Here is a 17,492-nt window from a genome sequence, read left to right on the forward strand (position 1 = left end):
GGAATGATCAGTTGGCGTGGAGGGCGTCGTTCAGCTCCACGGGCTGGCCCTGGCGGGGGAGGACCTCCACTGCGCCCGTGGTGGAGTTGCGGCGGAACAGCAGGTTGGGCACACCGGACAGTTCGGCAGCCTTAACGATCTTTGTGGTGTCCTCGCCCACCTCGTCCTTGGGCCCGGGCACGCGGACCCGGGTTCCGGCCGTGACGTACAGGCCGGCCTCCACCACGGAGTCGTCACCGATGCTGATGCCCACGCCGGAGTTCGCCCCCAGCAGCACCCGCTCGCCGATGGTGATCTTTTCCTTGCCGCCGCCGGACAACGTGCCCATGATGGAGGCGCCGCCGCCAACGTCGCTGCCGTCGCCGGTCACCACGCCCGCTGAGATGCGGCCTTCCACCATCGACGTACCCAGGGTGCCGGCGTTGAAGTTCACGAACCCTTCGTGCATCACGGTGGTTCCTTCGGCCAGGTGCGCACCCAGCCGCACCCGGTCGGCGTCGGCGATCCTCACTCCGGAAGGCACAACGTAGTCCACCATGCGCGGGAACTTGTCGATGCCGTAGACGGTCACGGCACCGCGGCGCCGCAGCCGCGCACGGGTGAGCTCAAAGCCTTCCACTGCGGCGGGGCCGAAGTTGGTCCACACAACGTTGGGCAGCTTGCCGAAGATGCCGTCAAGGTTGATGGTGTTGGGCCGGACCAGGCGGTGCGAGAGGAGGTGCAGGCGCAGGTAGGCATCGGCGGTGTCGGCCGGGGCTTCATCGAGGTGGATCTGGACAAAAACCACCTTCTGCTCGGTGCCGCGGTCCTGGTCCGCTCCATGCTCGGCGATGCTGGTCAGCGACGCATCCGCGTTCTCGACGGAACGAAGGTTTTCGGCGGCGACACCAAGCGCCGGAGCGGGAAACCAGACATCCAGGACGCTGGCGTCAGCGGTGGAAACGGTGGCCACACCGAAGCCGTAGGCGGAGCGGTGGTCGGTGGATGCATGCGAGGTTTCGGGCACGGCAGAAGAAGCAGTCTCAGTCATGGCCCCAGTCTATCGACGGGCGGGGACAGGGGCCGAACTAGACTGGCTTCGTGACTGCCGAAACCGCACCCCAGCCTTCCACCGTGCAGCTCGACCTCCGCCAGGATGTTGCGCTCCTCACCGCCGACATTATGGACATTAACAGCGTGTCCGGCCACGAAAAGGAACTTGCGGACGCCGTTGAAGCGGCCCTGTTGGCAGTTCCCCAGCTGAGCGTGCTCCGGGACGGCGATTCGATCATCGCCCGCACCGAACTGGGCCTTCCCGAACGCGTCATTTTGGCAGGACACCTCGACACGGTGCCGCTGCCCCTGGCAGGTGATGCGAAAGGGACCGTTCCCTCCAGCTGGGAGTCGGGTGTTCCGGGGGAGGGGATCCTGTACGGCCGTGGCGCCACCGACATGAAGGGCGGCGTTGCGGTGCAGCTTGCCCTGGCGGCCACAATGTTCGACGACGGCGCCTCGCCAAAGCGGGACGTCACCTTTGTGTTCTACGACCACGAGGAAGTGGAAGCCGTCAAGAGCGGCCTGGGCCGCCTGGTCCGCAACCACGGCCACCTGCTCCACGGCGACTTCGCCATCCTGCTCGAACCGACGCACGGCACGGTGGAAGGCGGCTGCAACGGCACCAGCAGGTTTGAGGTGACCACTGTGGGGGAGGCAGCCCACTCCGCCCGTGCATGGATGGGCAGCAACGCCATCCACGCCGCGGCACCGATCCTGGCCAGGCTGGCCGCCTACGAACCGCAGACCATCACCGTGGACGGACTCGAGTACCGCGAGAGCCTCAATGCCGTGAAGATCAACGGCGGGACGGCCGGCAACGTGATTCCGGACCGGTGCGTGGTGGAAATCAACTATCGGTTCGCCCCGGACAAAACCCCAGACCAGGCCGAGGCCGTCGTTCGGGACCTGCTGGCAGGTTTCGACGTCGTCCGCACCGATGCTGCCGCCGGGGCCCGGCCCGGCCTGCACCATCCGGCCGCCGCGTCCTTCGTTGCCGCAGTCGGAGCCGAGCCCAAGCCGAAGTACGGCTGGACCGACGTCGCCCGCTTCAGCGAACTGGGCATCCCGGCGGTGAACTTCGGACCGGGTGATCCCTTGCTGGCACACAAGGACAACGAACACGTGCACGCAGACGCCATCCGCACCTGCCTGGCGGCGCTGCGGAAGTGGTTGGCAACCTGAACTTAAAAACGATGGCCCGGACCAGTTGGTCCGGGCCATCGTCGTTGAGGAAGGACTATCAGGGAACAGCTGCTTCGGCAGCTTCGGGTTCGGCCTTGGCCACACCGCCGGCCGCCTTCTTGGATCCGCGCCGCTCGATCCACACCGCGATCCTCGAAACGAGGATGTTGATGGCGATGTAGATGGCTGCCGCCACGAAGAAGATCGGGAACAGGAACTGCGTTCCCAGGAAGTCAGCCATCACCTGCACGGCGCGCAGTAGCTCGCCGTACGCCACGATGTAGCCGAGCGAGGTGTCCTTGAGGAGCACCACCATCTGCGCCACCAGGGACGGCATCATGCGCCGGACCGCCTGCGGAAGCTCGATCAGCATGCGTGACTTGAAACTGGTGAGACCGATGGCAAGGCCGGCCTCACGCTGCCCCTTGGGCAGCGACTGGATGCCGGCGCGGATGATTTCGGCAAACACTGCCGAGTTGTACAGCACCAGGCCGGTAACAACAGCAATGAAGGGCGACGTGCCAAAGCCCAGCAGGACGAACAGCATCATCAGGACAACCGGCATGCCGCGGAGGAACTCCAGCACCACCCGGGTGGGGATCCGGATAAAGGCCGCATCGGAAATGCGCAGCAGGCAGAGCAGCAGGCCCAGCGGGAAGGCGATCACAGCCGCCAGGGCTGCCGCGCTGAGGGTTGCCCCCAAGCCGTTGGCCAGGAGCGTCCAGACATCGGCCCGGGTGAAAATCTGCCAGCGGCGGCCTTCGAAGATGCCCTGCTGGGCAAGGGTCAGGATGATCCAGGCCAGCAGTCCCAGAATCAGCAGCGAACCAACGATGGATCCGATGAGGGAAATACGCCGGGCTTTAGGGCCGGGAACGTCATAAAGGACAGAGGTCATCGGGCAATCGCCACCTTTCGTTCCACCGTGCTGGCCAGGATGCCCAGCGGAACGGTGAGGAGCAGATAGAAGAATGCAGTGCCCAGCAACACGGCGATGACGGCGTCACCGTTGGCATTCGCGAGCTGGCGGCCGTAGCCGAACAGTTCGAGGACAAAAAACGCGCCGGCCACCGAGGAGTTCTTGACCAATGCGATCAGGATGTTGATCAACGGCGGAACCACTGTCCGCAGGGCCTGCGGGAGGATGATGAGGTTCAGGACCTGCCCGAAGTTCATGCCGATGCTGCGGGCGGCTTCGGCCTGGCCCACCGGGACGCTGTTGACACCTGAGCGGACAGCTTCGGCGATGAACGCTGCGGTGTAGGTGCTGAGGGCGATGATGGCAGCGACCTCAAACTGCTCGAATGTCACGCCGAGCCGGGGGAGGACAATTGCGGCGAAGAAGAACGCGATGGTCAGCGGAGTGTTCCGCAGGACTTCCACGTAAACCATGCTGAAGCCGCGGAGTGCTGCCACCGGGGAGACCCTGGCTGCCGCGAGCAGGGTGCCGAGTACCAGTGCGATGACCCCGGAAACGGCGGACAGGAAAAGTGTGCGGAGAAAACCTTCCCAGTACAGGGGGAGGTTTTCAAGTATGACGTCCATAGGATCCTTCGGCTGTGGGCGCGGACGGGAGCGAAGACGGCGGTTGCCGGGGCCGCGGAGCAGCCCCGGCAACTACGGGAGTTTCTTAGTAACGGTCAATCTCGGGCAGCTCGGGGGCAGTCTTGATGACTGCGCCTGCGGTAGCTTCCCAGGCCTTCTCGTAGGAACCGTCCTCCTCGAATGCCTCCAGCTGGTCATTGATCCAGTTGCGGAACTCGGTATCGTCCTTCTTCAGGCCGATGCCGTAAGGCTCCTTGGTGAACGTCTCGTCGGAAGCAAGCTTGAAAGCCTCCGGCTCCTTGTCCACAAAACCGGCAAGGATCACGTTGTCTGTGGTGACGGCTTCCACCTGCTTGTTGCGCAGCGGCTCAAGGCAGGCCGAGTAGGTTGCCGCCGGAACGAGTTCTGCACCGTACTGCTCCACAATGGTGGCTGCCGGCGTCGAACCCGTCACGGAGCATACCTTCTTGCCCCTGACGTCCTCAGGAGTCTTGATGGTGTCATTGTCCGCGTTGACCATCAGCGCCTGGCCGGCCTCGTAGTACGGGCCCGCGAAGCTGACAACCTGCTTGCGGTTGTCGTTGATGGTGTACGTGGCGATGACCAGGTCAACCCGGCCCTGCTCGATGAAGGGCTCGCGGTTGGCCGAAACGGTCTCGGACCATTCGATCTTGTCGGCCGGGATGCCCAGCTTGGCCGCGATCAGCTTGCCGATCTCCACATCGAAGCCGATGGGCTTACCATCCAGTCCCACCTGGCCGAAGAGCGGCTGGTCGAACTTGGTGCCGATCTTGATGGTGCCGGCCGAGGCGAGCTTTTCCATCGTGGTTCCGGCAGCGAACGTGGGCTCTGCAGCAACCGAGGGATCGCCCCCGGCGTCGGTGCCGCCTCCGCCGCAGGCGCTCAGGGACAGGGCGAGGGCGGCGGTAGCCGCCACGAAGAATGACTTCCGCCGGGTCATAAATGCCTTCATGACATTCCTTTCATTGCGGCCGTGGGTCACGGCCTGGGTGCGAACTTGGATGTTTGTCCGGGTGGATCAGTGGGTGAGGAGCTTGGAGAGGAAGTCCTTGGCGCGGTCGCTCTTGGGATTGGTGAAGAACTCCTCCGGGGTGGCGTCCTCAACGATCTGGCCGTCCGCCATGAAGACGACGCGGTCCGCGGCCTTGCGGGCGAAGCCCATCTCGTGGGTGACCACGATCATGGTCATGCCCTCCTTGGCCAGCTGGATCATGACATCCAGCACCTCATTGATCATTTCCGGGTCGAGTGCTGAGGTGGGCTCGTCGAAAAGCATGACCTTGGGCTTCATGGCCAGCGCCCGGGCGATCGCGACACGCTGCTGCTGGCCGCCGGACAGCTGTGCCGGGAGCTTCGGGGCCTGGTGGCCCACGCCAACGCGTTCGAGGAGCGCCATTGCGTCCTTGTCCGCGGTTGCCTTAGGGACGTTCTTGACCTTAATGGGCCCCAGGGTCACGTTTTCGAGGATGGTTTTGTGGGCGAAGAGGTTGAACGACTGGAAGACCATTCCGACGTCGGCACGCAGCTGCGCCAGCTCCTTGCCTTCCTCGGGGAGGACCTTTCCATCGATGCTGATGGTCCCGCCCTCGATGGTTTCCAGGCGGTTGATGGCGCGGCAAAGGGTGGACTTACCGGAGCCCGAAGGCCCGATGACCACAACAACCTCGCCCTTGCGGACCTGGAGGTTGATGTCCTTCAGTACGTGCAGCTGGCCGTAATGCTTGTTTACGGCGTTCAGGGAGACGAGGGCATCGCCGGGCACATGAGTAGTCATAGGAAGAATCTAGCGAACAACACCGGCTTATGACGCGAATCACCCCATGTTTCCTGCGGATCGTGATTCAAGAGATACCTCCCGCCGGCAGGTTAGCCTAGGGGAATGAGCATCAGTGCAGATCCGGCAAGAAATTCCCAGCCACGCCGCAAGGGGCCCCTTGAGCTGCGCCGCAAACAGGCGGCCGTGGAGATGTCGGACCAGCATCTGCTCGACACCAAGGGCCCCGGGCAGTTCGTCCACACCGATCCCTGGCGGGTCCTGCGCATCCAGAGCGAGTTCGTGGAAGGGTTTGGTGCCCTGGCGGACATCGGCAAGGCCGTGAGCGTCTTCGGTTCAGCACGCACCAAGCCCGGCAGCCCCTACTACGAGATGGGCGTTGAGGTGGGGCGGAAACTGGCGGAGGCCGGCGTTGCCGTCATCACCGGCGGCGGTCCCGGATCCATGGAGGCTGCCAACCGTGGCACCGTGGAAGGCAACGGCGTGTCCGTGGGCCTGGGGATCGAGCTGCCGTTCGAGCAGGGCCTGAACCAGTGGGTGGACCTGGGCATCAACTTCCGGTATTTTTTCGCCCGCAAGACCATGTTCGTCAAATACGCCCAGGGTTTCATCGTCCTGCCCGGCGGGCTGGGAACACTCGACGAGCTGTTCGAGGCCATGGTGCTGGTCCAGACGCGGAAGGTGACATCGTTCCCGATCGTCCTCCTCGGCGTTGACTTCTGGGGTCCCATGATCGAGTGGATCAGGGGCACACTCGTGGCTGAGGGCATGGTCTCCGAGAAGGACCTGGACCTGATCCAGGTGGTTGACGATCCCGCCGAGGCCGTGGACCGCGTGCTCCACGGCGCCGTTACTCCCTCCTTCAAGGGAGAGCAGCGGCCGGAGTAACCGGTCCCGCCCGGGTGTCCGGACTGGCAGCAGCCACCCGGTCTGGCACGATGGAATGGTGAGTTTCTTTCTGGTTTTCCTGGCCATCGGGCTGGTCGGGGCGGTTTTCTGGGTGGGCCTTGGCCTGCGTTCCGGCAGGACAGGCAACGGTCCGTTGCCTGTCCTGCTCGACGGCGGCTTCGAGCAGCCGCCTGCCAACCTTCCCCCTGTCCTGCTGCCCGCCCAGGCCGCGCCGGAGGATGTGGACCGTGTGCGCTTCTCCCTTGGCCTCCGTGGCTACAGGATGGACCAGGTGGACCAGGTCCTGGATGAGCTGCGGGACCAGTTCGCCTCCAAACAGGAAGAGATTGACGCCTTGCAGGCTGAGTTGCGGGCCCTGCGGGAAGCCGGCACTGCTGAACCCGGCGGGACCGCGTCCGCTGGAAAGAACACGCTGTGAGCACAGTGGCTCGTCGCCGCTCAGGCCTGCTCCCGTCGCTTCAAGGCGTGGCCGGGCGGGCGGGTACGGCTCTCCGGGGCTGGCCGTGGTGGCTGCAGGTCACCGCCGTCTATGTGGCCGCCCGCCTTGTCAGCGCCTGCATTTTCATGGCCGCTGCCCTCCACCAGGGTCCCAATCCCTGGTTTCCGGCAAAGCCTGATTACTGGAATTTCATCAACATCTGGGACGCGCGCTGGTACGCGCAGGTGATTGCCGGGGGCTACCCCTCCGTGCTGCCGACTGATGCCGCAGGCAACGTCCAGGAAAACACGTGGGCCTTCTATCCCTTGTTTCCAGCGTTGGCCGGAGGGCTCAGCGGACTCACCGGCATGGCCCCCGCGGCAGCCCTGACCCTCATCGCCATGCTTGCGGGCTGGGGAGCGGCGCTGGTTGTCTACGTCCTGTTCCGGCACAAGGCTTCCCACGCACCGGCATTTTGGGGCGTAGTTTTCTTCGCTACCTTCCCTGTGGCTGCTGTCCTGCAGGTGCCGTATGCCGAACCCCTGTCCCTGCTGCTCCTCGCGGCAGCGTTGCTGCTGGTGGTCCGGAGACAGTACCTCTGGGCCGTTCCGGTGGTGGTGCTCCTGTGCCTGTCCCGTCCGGTGGGTGTTCCCTTTGCGGCCATGCTGGGGCTGCTTCTCCTGCACCGTCTCTGGGCGCGGTTCGGCAAAGATCGGTTCGGTAATGCCAGATTCGGTGCCGTCACATCGGGTGCCGGGACGCAGGAAGGAACCCATTCAACCCGTGACCTCGCGGCCCTTGCTGTCCTGACCGGCGTCGGAGGCGCGATGGCGCTCGCCTGGCCCACGGCGGCGTGGGCGGCAACCGGGGACATCCAGGCCTACACAAAAACCGAAACAGCCTGGCGCGGCCACGACCTGGTGCCGTTCAAGCCCTGGTTCGACACCGGCATCAACCTTTTCGGACCGGTATTGGGGGTGCTGGCGCCCTTCATTTTCGTGGCCCTCTTCGCCGCCATGCTCTTCCTTCCCCCCGTACGGCAAATCGGCGTCGAACTCCGGCTGTGGTGCGCCTGCTACATGGGGTACCTGGTGGTGTTCCTGCACCCGCAGACCAGTACCTTCCGCATGCTGCTGCCGCTGTTTCCGCTGGCACTGGGTGCTGCCCTGGTCTCCAGGTCGCGGGCTTACCGGGGGACGGTGGTCCTCATGTTCCTGCTGCTGCAGATCGTTTGGATCGTGTGGTTGTGGGCGTGGGCGCAATTGCCCGGCGGCGGGGATTATCCACCCTAGCCTTTGGGGCTTTCGCGCAGGTCAGGGCTGAAATACCACGACGCCGGAAATGTCCATCGATTAGCTACGTGCGGGTAATTCCGCGATAATAGTAAGTAAGCAAGGACAAAAAGCATTCAGAATACGCGCAGCCCGGGCGGTGTCCAACCACTCCGCCGTGGCAGCTTGATCTACATGCGGACACAGCCCGCCCGGGCTGATCAGTCCTGGGACTAAATGGAGGGGAATTCCTCATGGCGGCTATGAAACCACGCACCGGCGACGGCCCAATGGAAGTCACCAAGGAGGGCCGCAGCCTGATCATGCGCGTCCCGCTCGAAGGCGGCGGGCGACTGGTGGTCGAGCTGAACGCTGCTGAGGCAGCCAACCTCAAGGAATGCCTGGTCGGCGTTACCGAGTAAATCGTGACAAGGCAGGGCCCGCAGCCACCAGGCTGCGGGCCCTGCCTGTTTCCAATCCCTACTTCTTCACGGCCACCAGCAGGCCGTCGCCGGTGGGAAGCATGGCCGAGGCAAGCCTGTCGTCGTCGCGTATTGCTTTGCCCACCTGGCGCAGGACCACGGTGGTGGCGTCCCGGCTTGCCGGGTTGGCCACCTTGTCCTTGTCCAGCGCGTCATTCACGATCAGCAGCCCTGCGGGCTTCAGGAGCCGGATTGCCTGTTCCACATATCCGGGAAGGCCGGGCTTGTCGGCGTCAATGAAGACGAGGTCGTAGGCGCGGTCCGTCAGCCGGGGGAGGACGTCGCCCGCCCGTCCGGAAATGGTCCTGGTGCGGTTGGCAGGGCTGCCCGCCTCGGAGAATGCCTCGCGCGCCGCCCGAAGGTGTTCGACATCGACGTCGATGGTGGTGAGGACGGACTGGGGGCCAAGGCCGCGCAGCAGGCACACTCCTGAAACGCCCGCTCCGGTCCCGATCTCGACGGCGGTCTGGGCCTTGGATGCGGCAGCCAGCACGGTGAGGACTGCTCCCACTCCCGGGCCAATGGGCGTCACACCGAGCTCGAAGGAGCGCTCCCTGGCCCGAAGCATGACCTCATCCTCAGCAGGAAGATCTTCTGCATAGGACCAGCTGGTGGACTTGTCGGCGCTCATGGGTTTCGCTTTCTGGGCGGCAGGGAATGTCCTCTACAGCCTACTGTGTCCGATGGCAACGGCAGGGAAGGCAGGCTGTTGCGCCTATGGCTGAACTTTTCCACAATCAGGAAATTCCCAGACAAGTTTGAAATGATTAATATCCGCTCATCCAAAAGGTGACCGGCGCCGAATCAGAGATGTCAACAGTATCCGGGCGTTAGTATTCCACGAGGGGAGTGGACGATGTCATCTTCAGTTGTGGCACCTGTCCCTGCAACAAACCATCCTGCGGCTGAGTGGGTGCGTCCCACCTGGGAAGAAGTGGTCACCAACCACTCGGCGAAGGTTTACCGGCTGGCCTACCGCCTGACGGGCAACAAGTACGACGCCGAGGACCTCACCCAGGAGGTGTTTGTCCGCGTCTTCCGCTCGCTGGAGAACTTCAAGCCGGGCACACTGGACGGCTGGCTGCACCGGATCACGACCAACCTCTTCCTGGACCAGGCACGGCGGAAAACCCGGATCAGGTTCGACGCCCTCGCCGAGGATGCCGAATCCCGGCTTCCCGGACGTGAACCGGGTCCGGAACAGAGCTTCGAGCTCAACAACCTGGACGTGGATGTCCAGGCTGCGCTGGAGGAACTACCGCCGGACTTCCGAGCCGCCGTCGTCCTCTGCGACCTCGAAGGCCTGTCCTACGACGAAGTGGCGGAAGCGCTGGGCGTCAAGCTGGGCACTGTCCGCTCCCGGATCCACCGCGGACGGACCATGCTTCGGGAGAAGCTGGCACACCGGGATCCGCGTCCCCAGCACTCGCGCCGCAAACTGTCCATGCCGCGTATCGCCGGTATCCTCTGAACGGCGCATGAGGTCCCGGACTCCATTCGGACGCAGGCACCAGCGCACGCGCAGCCATCTCCAGTCCTGCCACGAATGCTCTGCAGCGTTGCGGCGGGAACGCCAGTACCTGGAGCGGCTCCGCGATGCCCCCATCCCTCCCGCCAGCGATGACCTGACGGCCCGTCTGCTGGCACGGACGCAGGAACTGGCTGCCGTCCCGCACCGTCCCGCCCAGCGGCCCGCGTCGCCGCGCACGGCTGTCCGGGTCCTGGCGCTGGCCGCCGGCGGCAGCACGGCCGCTGCGGCGGTCCTGGCTGCAGGTGCCTTTGCGGCTGCAGGGGACCCCCTGCCCGGGGAAGCCACCGGAAACCCCGCCGCCTTCTCGCAGGTGTCATCCCAGACGCCGGCGGACGGCAGGCAGCTGAACGCTGAACAGCTCACCAGGCTGCGTTCCGAAGGCTGGGCCTGCCCGGAACTTGAAGCGATGGGCTTCCACCTTGAGTCGGCAAGGGCCACCGTGCTCAACGGGCAGCCGGCGGTTGAACTGCGGCTGACCGACGGGGCCCACTACGCCACTGTGACTGAACAGCGGCTCCCCAAACAGGGCGGTGACGGCCAGGACCCCGGCGGACAGAAGGGGGCTGCGGACCTGGAAGCCGGCACGGCCGGTAACAACCTTCGCGTGTGGCAGTCTTCGCCGTGGTCGGCAACCTACCTGACGCCGGGGCACAGCTTTACCTACGAGTCCGACCTGCCGGCGGAACGGGCCGATGACGCCGTCCCCATCCTGCAGAGCATGGGCACCAGGGCTGAAGAAGGCGTTGCCGCCGGAATCCCGCCTTCTGCGGAAGCGGGCGGGGAACCGCTCACGACGCGGCTGCAGCGCGGGGCCAACCGGATTGTGGCCTTTTTCGTCCCGTAGCGCAGGCAGTTCTCCCGAGCCCCGGGTTGAAATCGTCACTGGCAGCCCGGAGAGGGTAATCTTCCTAAAGTGTTTGGAATCAACGGCCCGGAGTTCTTTCTTCTGCTGATCATTGGCGTTCTGGTGATCGGCCCCCAGCGGCTGCCCGAATACACCCAGAAGCTGGCGAACCTGGTCAAGGAAGTCCGGCGCATGGCGTCCGGTGCCCGTGAGCAGATCAAGGAAGAAGTCGGCATCGACATCGATGATGTCGACTGGAAGAAATACGACCCCCGGCAGTACGATCCCCGCCGCATCATCAAAGAGGCGCTCCTCGACGACGACTCCAAACCCGTCAGCGCCGGCGCGCCGGCCGCTGTGGCCGCAGTATCCGGGGCCGCCGCCGTGGCAGCGGATGCCGCGCCTAGGCGGCCGGAACGGGTGCTCCAATCACTGCCGCCGGGCGAGGCTGCACCCTTCGACACCGAAGCCACCTAGCAGCGCCTGGCGCACAGCAGCTCCCCGACAGTTGCTCTTTTCTGCACCCTTGCCGGCTGCCGCCGGCTCAGCGCGGCTGAAGGCCCAGTTTTATCCCGGCCAGTCCACGCGGTTTTGCCGCCAGTTGTCCGGCGATACCTGACAGTGCCGCCGCGGCCGGTGTACCGGCCTGGCCGAGGACGATAGGCACGCCGATGTCCCCGCCTTCACGCAGCTGGATGTCCAGCGGAATCTGGCCCAGGAGCGGCACTTCTGCCCCCACCGTTGCCGTCAGCCGCTCGGCGAGGACCTGCCCGCCGCCGCTGCCGAACAATTCCATCCTGCCGCCGTCGGGCATTTCCAGGTAGGACATGTTCTCGATGACGCCCGCCACCTTCTGGCCCGTTTGCGTGGCGATGGCTCCCGCGCGCTCGGAGACGTCGGCGGCAGCAGCCTGCGGCGTAGTGACCACCAGGATTTCCGCCTTGGGCAGCAGCTGGGCCACGGAGATCGCAATGTCACCGGTGCCGGGCGGCAGGTCGAGGAACAGGGCATCCAGGTCGCCAAAATAGACGTCAGTAAGGAACTGTTCGAGGGCGCGGTGCAGCATGGGTCCGCGCCAGGCCACAGGCTGGTTTCCGCTGACGAACATCCCGATGGAGATTACCTTCACCCCGTAGGCGACCGGGGGGAGGATCATGTCGTCCACCCGCGTGGGCTGCTGCGTGATGCCCATCAGGCCCGGGACGGAGAAGCCGTAGACGTCCGCGTCCACGATGCCGACGCGCAGGCCCTGCGCTGCAAGGGCACAGGCCAGGTTGACGGTCACCGAGGACTTCCCGACCCCGCCCTTGCCGCTTGCCACCGCGTAGACCCTTGTCAGGGAACCAGGCTCGTTGAAGGGGATGCCGCGCTGGCCTCCTTGGCCGCGGAGCAGCTCCTTGAGGGCATCGCGCTGTTCCTGGGTCATCACCTTGAGTTCAACGTCGACGGCGGCCACTCCCGGAACTGCCAGCAGCGCGTTCGTGGCATCTGCCGTGATGGTCTCCCGCAGGGGGCAGCCGGAGATGGTGAGCAGGACAACCAGGCTGGCCCGGCCGGCGTCATCCACGGCGACAGACTCCACCATGCCCAGTTCGGTGATGGGGCGGCGGAGCTCGGGGTCGATGACCGTGGCCAGGGCAGCGTTGACTGCCTCAGCCAACGCAGTGTTGGCAATGGGTTCGTTCATTAACGGTCCTGGGTGGAATGGCCGGGCTTGACCCGGGGGATCTGCTGGGTGCGGGGGCTCCGTTGACGGTCGCGCTGTTCCTTGAGTTTTTCCTTGACCTTGTCGCGGGGGGATTCGTGCTGCCCCTGGCCGGAGGGATCATGGGTCCGGAGCTCCTCCTGGGCCTCCAGCATGTCCTCAAGGAGCGAACGGAGCTCGGCACGGACGTAATCACGTGTGGCAACCTCGCGCAGCGCAATCCGCAGGGAGGCGAGTTCCCGCGTGAGGTACTCAGTGTCGGACAGGTTGCGCTCGGCGCGCTGGCGGTCCTGCTGGAGCGAGACGCGGTCGCGGTCGTCCTGCCGGTTCTGGGCCAGCAGCAGCAGCGGCGCAGCGTAGGAGGCCTGCAAGGACAGCATCAGCGTCAGCAGGGTGAAACCGAGGGCGCGGGAATCGAACTGCCACTCGAGCGGTGCCCAGGTGTTCCAGGCCAGCCAGATGACCACGAAGACCGTCATGTAGACCAGGAACTGCGGCGTACCCATGAAACGGGCAAAGCCCTCTGTGGCGTGGCCGAAGGCATCGGGATCCGGCGAGAACTTGGGCAGGATCCGCTGGCGGCCGCTCAGCGGCGTGTCCAGGCTGCCCTTGTCCGCCGTCTTCCTGGCGGGTGTCCGCTGGTTCGGATTTTTTGGTGCGCTGCTCTCAGCCAATACGGCCACCAAGCCTTCTTATCGGGGCTTCGCCATCGTGGGCGCGCCAATCATCCGGCAACAGATGATCCAAAACGTCATCAACAGTCACCGCCCCCACAAGCCGGCCGGCGTCATTGACCACGGGGAGGGAGTTCAAATTGTAGGTAGCCAGCGTCCGCGCCACTTCGCTGATGTGTGCCTGGTCCGACAACGGTTCCAGGTTCTTGTCCACCAGGTTGCCGAGCGGCTCGAACGGCGGGAACCGGAGCAGCTGCTGGATGTGGACAACACCCAGGAAACGGCCGGTCGGCGTTTCCAGCGGCGGCCTGGCGATGAAGATGGACGAGGCAAGCGCGGGGGAGAGTTCCTCGCGGCGCACGTGGGCCAGGGCTTCGGCAACCGTGGCCTCGGGAGGAAGGATCACCGGCACCGGGGTCATGAGCCCGCCCGCGGTGTCCTCGTCGTATTCCAGCAGGCGCCGGACGTCCTCTGCGCCCTCCGGCTCCATCAGCTGAAGCAGCTCCTCCGCCTGGGCGGAGGGGAGCTCGCCGAGGAGGTCGGCGGCGTCGTCGGGGTCCATTTCCTCCAGCACGTCGGCTGCGCGCTGCACGTCAAGGGCGGAGAGGATCTCCACCTGGTCGTCCTCCGGGAGCTCCTGGAGGACGTCGGCCAGGCGTTCGTCCTGCAGCTCGCTGGCCACCTCGAAACGGCGTTTGTCGCTCATTTCCTGCAGTGCTTCTGCGAAGTCTGCGGGTTTGAGGTCCTCATGGTTGGCCACGAACTGGGTGGCGGCCTGCGGCTCCGTGCGCGGACCCTGGAGGGCGTCGGCCCAGTCGATGATCAGGGTTTCGTTGCGGCGGAGCCGGCTGAGCGGGGAGAGGGAATGGCCGCGCCGGACAAAGAGCTTGCTGACGAACCAGTCGCGGGAGCGGTGCTGGTCCATGGCAATGTCTTCGATGGTGGCGTCGCCGCTGCCGTCCCGCAGGGTGACGCGGCGGTCGAACATCTCGGCCACCACCAGCGTTTCGGCGCCGCGCTGCTCGAAGCGGCGCAGGTTCACCAGCCCGGTGCAGATGATCTGGGTCTGGTCGATGGAGGTAATGCGCGTCATGGGCACGAAGACGCGCTTCTTGCCGGGGACTTCGACGACGATGCCCACCACGTGCGGTGCGCCCTGCGTTCCCCGGGACAGCACAACAACATCGCGCAGCCGGCCCAGCCGGTCGCCCAGCGGGTCGAAGACGTCGAGGCCCAAAAGGCGCGCCACGAAGACGCGGGTAGGAGTTGTGCTCACTCCTACAGGCTACCGAGTCTGCTCTCTTTTAGCTGAATTTACAGGCAGCACACATGCTCATGGGCAAGAATGGGGGTATGGCAAACATATTTGGTGCTCCCAAGGCCGGCGGGCCCGGCGGAATGGATGAAGCCCGGGCCGTTCCCACCGGCGATACCGTGGGTTCCTACACGTCCTACTTGGATGCCCAGAAGGCCGTGGACTACCTTGCGGACCAGCAGTTTCCCGTCCACATGGTGTCCATCGTAGGCAACGAGCTGAAGATGGTGGAGCGGGTGACCGGCCGCTTGAGCTACCCCAGGGTGGCACTCTCCGGAGCGCTGAGCGGCATGTGGTTCGGCCTGTTCGTGGGTGTCATGCTGTCCTTCTTCGCACCGTCGCCAGGATACTTCTCCATACTTACCTCGGTGCTGATGGGCGCAGCGTTCTTTATGCTCTTCGGCATCGTCACCTACGCCATGCAGCGCGGCAAGCGTGACTTCACCTCCACCAACCAGGTGGTGGCCACCAGCTACGACGTCGTGGTGTCGCCGGAGGCTGCCCACGAGGCACGGCGGCTGCTCCAGCAGCTGCCGATGACCCGCTCGGATGCGGCCGCCGGCGGTGGCCCCTACACCCAGCGCGACTACAACAGCCAGCCCTACCAGCAGAACCAGCCCGGCCAGGGTCCTGCCCGTCCCTCGGGCTGGAACGATCCTTATGGCCAGCAGTCTTCCGGGTCCTCCGCCCAGGCGCATCCTGTCCAGGCGGACCAGGGCCCGGCTGCTGCCCCGCAGCAGGAGCAGCCCGCCCCGGCCCGGGCCGTACGGTACCCGGACCTGCCGGACGGCCGGCCGCAGTACGGCGTCCGGCTGCCGCAGGAGCCCACCGCTGACGCAGGCCACCCGGACGCCGGTCAGCAGGCCACGCAGGGTCAGCGGGTTGACGGCCAGCCGGACGCACCGGGGCACGCTCCTGAGCAGCACCCGGGCGAGCCGCGGCAGTAGCCCGCAGCGGCCTGACGGGGAAACAAAAGCGGGGCTGCCGGAACATGTGTTCCGGCAGCCCCGCTTTGTTGGTTTAATCAGCAGGTTTGCCGAGGATGGAAGGCTCATACGGTAGCCATCCCAAAACCCGGGGCCCGCGGGGACTAGGCTTCCTGGGCCCCGTCAGCTTCACGGTAGATGCCCGCCATCCAGTCCTGCACGTCCTCGGCCTTGCGCGGCAGGGCCGCGCTCAGGTTGACCGGGCCGTCGGCGGTCATCAGGACATCGTCCTCAATCCTGACGCCGATTCCGCGGTATTCCTCCGGGATCGCCAGGTCCTCGGCCTTGAAGTACAGGCCGGGTTCGATGGTGAAGACCATTCCTTCGGTGAGGATGCCGTCCAGGTAGAGCTCCCGTTTGGCCTGGGCGCAGTCGTGGACGTCCAGCCCCAGGTGGTGGCTGGTGCCGTGCGGCATCCAGCGGCGGTGCTGCTGGCCCTCGGGACTGATGGCCTCCTCCACCGTCACCGGGAGGAGCCCCCACTCCGCAAGCCGCTCGGCCAGGACGGTGGTGGCTGCAGTGTGGATGTCGCGGAACTTCGCCCCGGGCTGCGCGGCGGCGAACCCGGCGTCGGCCGCGTCGAGCACCGCTTCGTACACTTTGCGCTGGATGTCGGTGAACACGCCGCTGGCGGGAAGGGTGCGGGTAATGTCCGCCGTGTAGAGGGAATCCGCTTCCACGCCGGCGTCCAGCAGGAGGAGCTCTCCGGCGTGGATCTTTCCGGTATTGCGGGTCCAGTGGAGCACCGTGGCGTTGTTACCGGAGGCCGCGATGGTGTCGTATCCCAGTTCGTTCCCCACCTCGCGTGCCCGGGCGAAGAAGGCGCCTTCCACCACGCGCTCGCCGCGGGCATGCGTGAGGGCGCGCGGCAGGACTTTCACCACCTCCTCGAAGCCTTCAACGGTGGCAGCCACGGCGAGCTTCATTTGCTCGATCTCCCAGTCGTCCTTGAGCAGGCGCAGTTCGGAGAGGGCTTCGCTCAGCTTTTCGTCCAGGGCATCGAGGACGGCGAGGTCCAGGTTGTCCGGGTCCTTGGCCGTGTTGTATCGGGCGGTGTCCACCAGCGCGTCGATGTTCTCATCCACCTTGCGGACCAGTCGGATGGAGATGCCGCCGATTTCCGGGGCGCCCACGTCCTTGGTGATGGCTGTCTCCAGCTGGTCGATGTGTGCCGTTGCCATGCCAAGGCGTGCCTCGAACTCGGCCAGGGTGGGACGGGCGCCGATCCAGAACTCGCCGGCCCGGGAGTCCGCGTAGAACTGTTCCGTGTCCCGCCCTGCCAGCGGCCGGAAGTAGAGCGTCGCCCGGTGGTGGCCGCCGTCGTCGCCCTTTCCTTCCCCGACCGGTTCAAGGATCAGGACGGCGTCAGGCTCGTGGTCGAGGCCGAGCCCGGTGAGGTGCGCGAATCCGGAGTGGGGGCGGAAGCGGTAGTCGCAGTCGTTGGAGCGGACTTTCAGCGGGCCGGCGGGGATCACCAGGCGTTCGCCCTTGAACTGTCCGGAGATTGCCCTGCGCCGGGCCGAGGCGTGGCCGGCTACGGCGTCACGTGCCGGGAGCTCCTGGCTGGCGGGCGCCCAGTTGCCGGCCATGAAGGCCCTGAAAGCGTCGGAACTGGGCCGCTGCGAGCGGTTGTTGACGCGCTCCTCCAGCGGCTGGGAAGCAGAGGTGGGGGTGTTTTCGGCATCTTTCACCGCACCATCGTCTCACCAGCGTCGCGGCTGCGCGAACAGGCGCAGCCCGTGTGGGCGGGGGCCGGTACGGGGGAGTTGCGGCCGGGCATACACAGGGTGAACGCCGGGT

The 17,492-nt window shown here is 65.5% G+C and carries 19 protein-coding genes; 9 read left to right on the forward strand and 10 right to left on the reverse strand.

Annotated elements, in window-relative coordinates; translation table 11 throughout:
- Positions 1-7: 7 nt before the first annotated feature.
- Positions 8-1,030 (reverse strand): 2,3,4,5-tetrahydropyridine-2,6-dicarboxylate N-succinyltransferase, encoded by a 1,023-nt coding sequence (gene dapD, locus AC6CHP_RS02365; protein WP_377193705.1) that lies wholly within the window; start codon positions 1,028-1,030, stop codon positions 8-10.
- A 50-nt stretch (positions 1,031-1,080) separates the two neighbouring features.
- Between dapD and dapE the strand changes: the two genes are divergently transcribed.
- Positions 1,081-2,217 (forward strand): succinyl-diaminopimelate desuccinylase, encoded by a 1,137-nt coding sequence (dapE, locus tag AC6CHP_RS02370; protein WP_377193707.1) that lies wholly within the window; start codon positions 1,081-1,083, stop codon positions 2,215-2,217.
- Between the two features lie 58 nt (positions 2,218-2,275).
- On the opposite strand, the gene AC6CHP_RS02375 is transcribed toward dapE, so the two are convergent.
- The 4 genes from AC6CHP_RS02375 to AC6CHP_RS02390 form a co-directional block, all read right to left on the reverse strand.
- Positions 2,276-3,115, reverse strand: a complete 840-nt coding sequence (locus AC6CHP_RS02375; protein ID WP_104185067.1) for an amino acid ABC transporter permease — start codon at positions 3,113-3,115, stop codon at positions 2,276-2,278.
- On the reverse strand, positions 3,112-3,762 hold the full coding sequence (locus AC6CHP_RS02380; RefSeq protein WP_104185066.1) for an amino acid ABC transporter permease: 651 nt from the start codon (positions 3,760-3,762) through the stop codon (positions 3,112-3,114). Before AC6CHP_RS02380 ends, AC6CHP_RS02375 begins: the two co-directional genes overlap by 4 nt.
- Before the next feature lie 85 nt (positions 3,763-3,847).
- Positions 3,848-4,735 (reverse strand): glutamate ABC transporter substrate-binding protein, encoded by an 888-nt coding sequence (locus AC6CHP_RS02385; RefSeq protein WP_104185065.1) that lies wholly within the window; start codon positions 4,733-4,735, stop codon positions 3,848-3,850.
- A gap of 66 nt (positions 4,736-4,801) precedes the next feature.
- Positions 4,802-5,557 carry an amino acid ABC transporter ATP-binding protein gene (locus AC6CHP_RS02390; protein WP_188727622.1) on the reverse strand — a complete coding sequence of 252 codons (756 nt, stop codon included), beginning with the start codon at positions 5,555-5,557 and terminating at the stop codon, positions 4,802-4,804.
- Between the two features lie 105 nt (positions 5,558-5,662).
- On the opposite strand from AC6CHP_RS02390, the gene AC6CHP_RS02395 reads away from it, so the two are divergent.
- The 4 genes from AC6CHP_RS02395 to AC6CHP_RS02410 all read left to right on the forward strand — a co-directional run bounded on the left by AC6CHP_RS02395 (position 5,663) and on the right by AC6CHP_RS02410 (position 8,577).
- The gene (locus tag AC6CHP_RS02395; RefSeq protein WP_104185063.1) at positions 5,663-6,445 is read left to right on the forward strand and encodes an LOG family protein; all 783 of its coding nucleotides are present in this window, start codon (positions 5,663-5,665) and stop codon (positions 6,443-6,445) included.
- Between the two features lie 55 nt (positions 6,446-6,500).
- Positions 6,501-6,884 carry a DivIVA domain-containing protein gene (locus AC6CHP_RS02400; protein ID WP_377089826.1) on the forward strand — a complete coding sequence of 128 codons (384 nt, stop codon included), beginning with the start codon at positions 6,501-6,503 and terminating at the stop codon, positions 6,882-6,884.
- Positions 6,881-8,176 carry a putative hexosyltransferase gene (locus AC6CHP_RS02405; protein WP_498228079.1) on the forward strand — a complete coding sequence of 432 codons (1,296 nt, stop codon included), beginning with the start codon at positions 6,881-6,883 and terminating at the stop codon, positions 8,174-8,176. Before AC6CHP_RS02400 ends, AC6CHP_RS02405 begins: the two co-directional genes overlap by 4 nt.
- A 233-nt stretch (positions 8,177-8,409) precedes the next feature.
- Positions 8,410-8,577 carry a DUF3117 domain-containing protein gene (locus AC6CHP_RS02410; protein WP_009357720.1) on the forward strand — a complete coding sequence of 56 codons (168 nt, stop codon included), beginning with the start codon at positions 8,410-8,412 and terminating at the stop codon, positions 8,575-8,577.
- 58 nt (positions 8,578-8,635) lie between these two features.
- Here AC6CHP_RS02410 and AC6CHP_RS02415 read toward each other — a convergent pair whose 3' ends face one another.
- Positions 8,636-9,268, reverse strand: coding sequence for an O-methyltransferase (locus tag AC6CHP_RS02415; RefSeq protein ID WP_498228080.1), 633 nt, complete (start codon positions 9,266-9,268; stop codon positions 8,636-8,638).
- A 225-nt stretch (positions 9,269-9,493) separates the two neighbouring features.
- Between AC6CHP_RS02415 and sigE the strand changes: the two genes are divergently transcribed.
- The 3 genes from sigE to AC6CHP_RS02430 all read left to right on the forward strand — a co-directional run bounded on the left by sigE (position 9,494) and on the right by AC6CHP_RS02430 (position 11,489).
- Positions 9,494-10,108, forward strand: coding sequence for an RNA polymerase sigma factor SigE (gene sigE / locus AC6CHP_RS02420; protein ID WP_498228081.1), 615 nt, complete (start codon positions 9,494-9,496; stop codon positions 10,106-10,108).
- Between the two features lie 7 nt (positions 10,109-10,115).
- Positions 10,116-11,012 (forward strand): anti-sigma factor, encoded by an 897-nt coding sequence (locus tag AC6CHP_RS02425; protein ID WP_498228082.1) that lies wholly within the window; start codon positions 10,116-10,118, stop codon positions 11,010-11,012.
- 69 nt (positions 11,013-11,081) lie between these two features.
- Entirely contained in the window at positions 11,082-11,489 is a 408-nt protein-coding gene (locus AC6CHP_RS02430; RefSeq protein ID WP_188809721.1) for a twin-arginine translocase TatA/TatE family subunit, read from the forward strand.
- Between the two features lie 67 nt (positions 11,490-11,556).
- Here AC6CHP_RS02430 and AC6CHP_RS02435 read toward each other — a convergent pair whose 3' ends face one another.
- From AC6CHP_RS02435 to AC6CHP_RS02445, 3 genes are read right to left on the reverse strand one after another with little or no spacing between them, the layout of a single operon-like run.
- Positions 11,557-12,699, reverse strand: a complete 1,143-nt coding sequence (locus tag AC6CHP_RS02435; RefSeq protein WP_498228083.1) for an Mrp/NBP35 family ATP-binding protein — start codon at positions 12,697-12,699, stop codon at positions 11,557-11,559.
- The gene (locus AC6CHP_RS02440) at positions 12,699-13,400 is read right to left on the reverse strand and encodes a DUF1003 domain-containing protein (protein WP_498228084.1); all 702 of its coding nucleotides are present in this window, start codon (positions 13,398-13,400) and stop codon (positions 12,699-12,701) included. The genes AC6CHP_RS02435 and AC6CHP_RS02440 overlap by 1 nt, the downstream gene beginning before the upstream one ends.
- A complete protein-coding gene (locus AC6CHP_RS02445; protein ID WP_066277496.1) occupies positions 13,384-14,667 on the reverse strand; it encodes a magnesium transporter MgtE N-terminal domain-containing protein in 1,284 nt (427 codons plus the stop codon). The genes AC6CHP_RS02440 and AC6CHP_RS02445 overlap by 17 nt, the downstream gene beginning before the upstream one ends.
- Before the next feature lie 77 nt (positions 14,668-14,744).
- Here AC6CHP_RS02445 and AC6CHP_RS02450 point away from each other — a divergent pair, with 77 nt between their 5' ends.
- Entirely contained in the window at positions 14,745-15,653 is a 909-nt protein-coding gene (locus AC6CHP_RS02450; RefSeq protein ID WP_188727635.1) for a YflT domain-containing protein, read from the forward strand.
- A 143-nt stretch (positions 15,654-15,796) separates the two neighbouring features.
- Here the strand turns inward: AC6CHP_RS02450 and AC6CHP_RS02455 are convergent, their stop codons facing one another.
- Positions 15,797-17,383 (reverse strand): aminopeptidase P family protein, encoded by a 1,587-nt coding sequence (locus AC6CHP_RS02455; protein ID WP_188727637.1) that lies wholly within the window; start codon positions 17,381-17,383, stop codon positions 15,797-15,799.
- Positions 17,384-17,492 lie beyond the last annotated feature (109 nt).

This window comes from Pseudarthrobacter sp. GQ63, assembly GCF_059758765.1.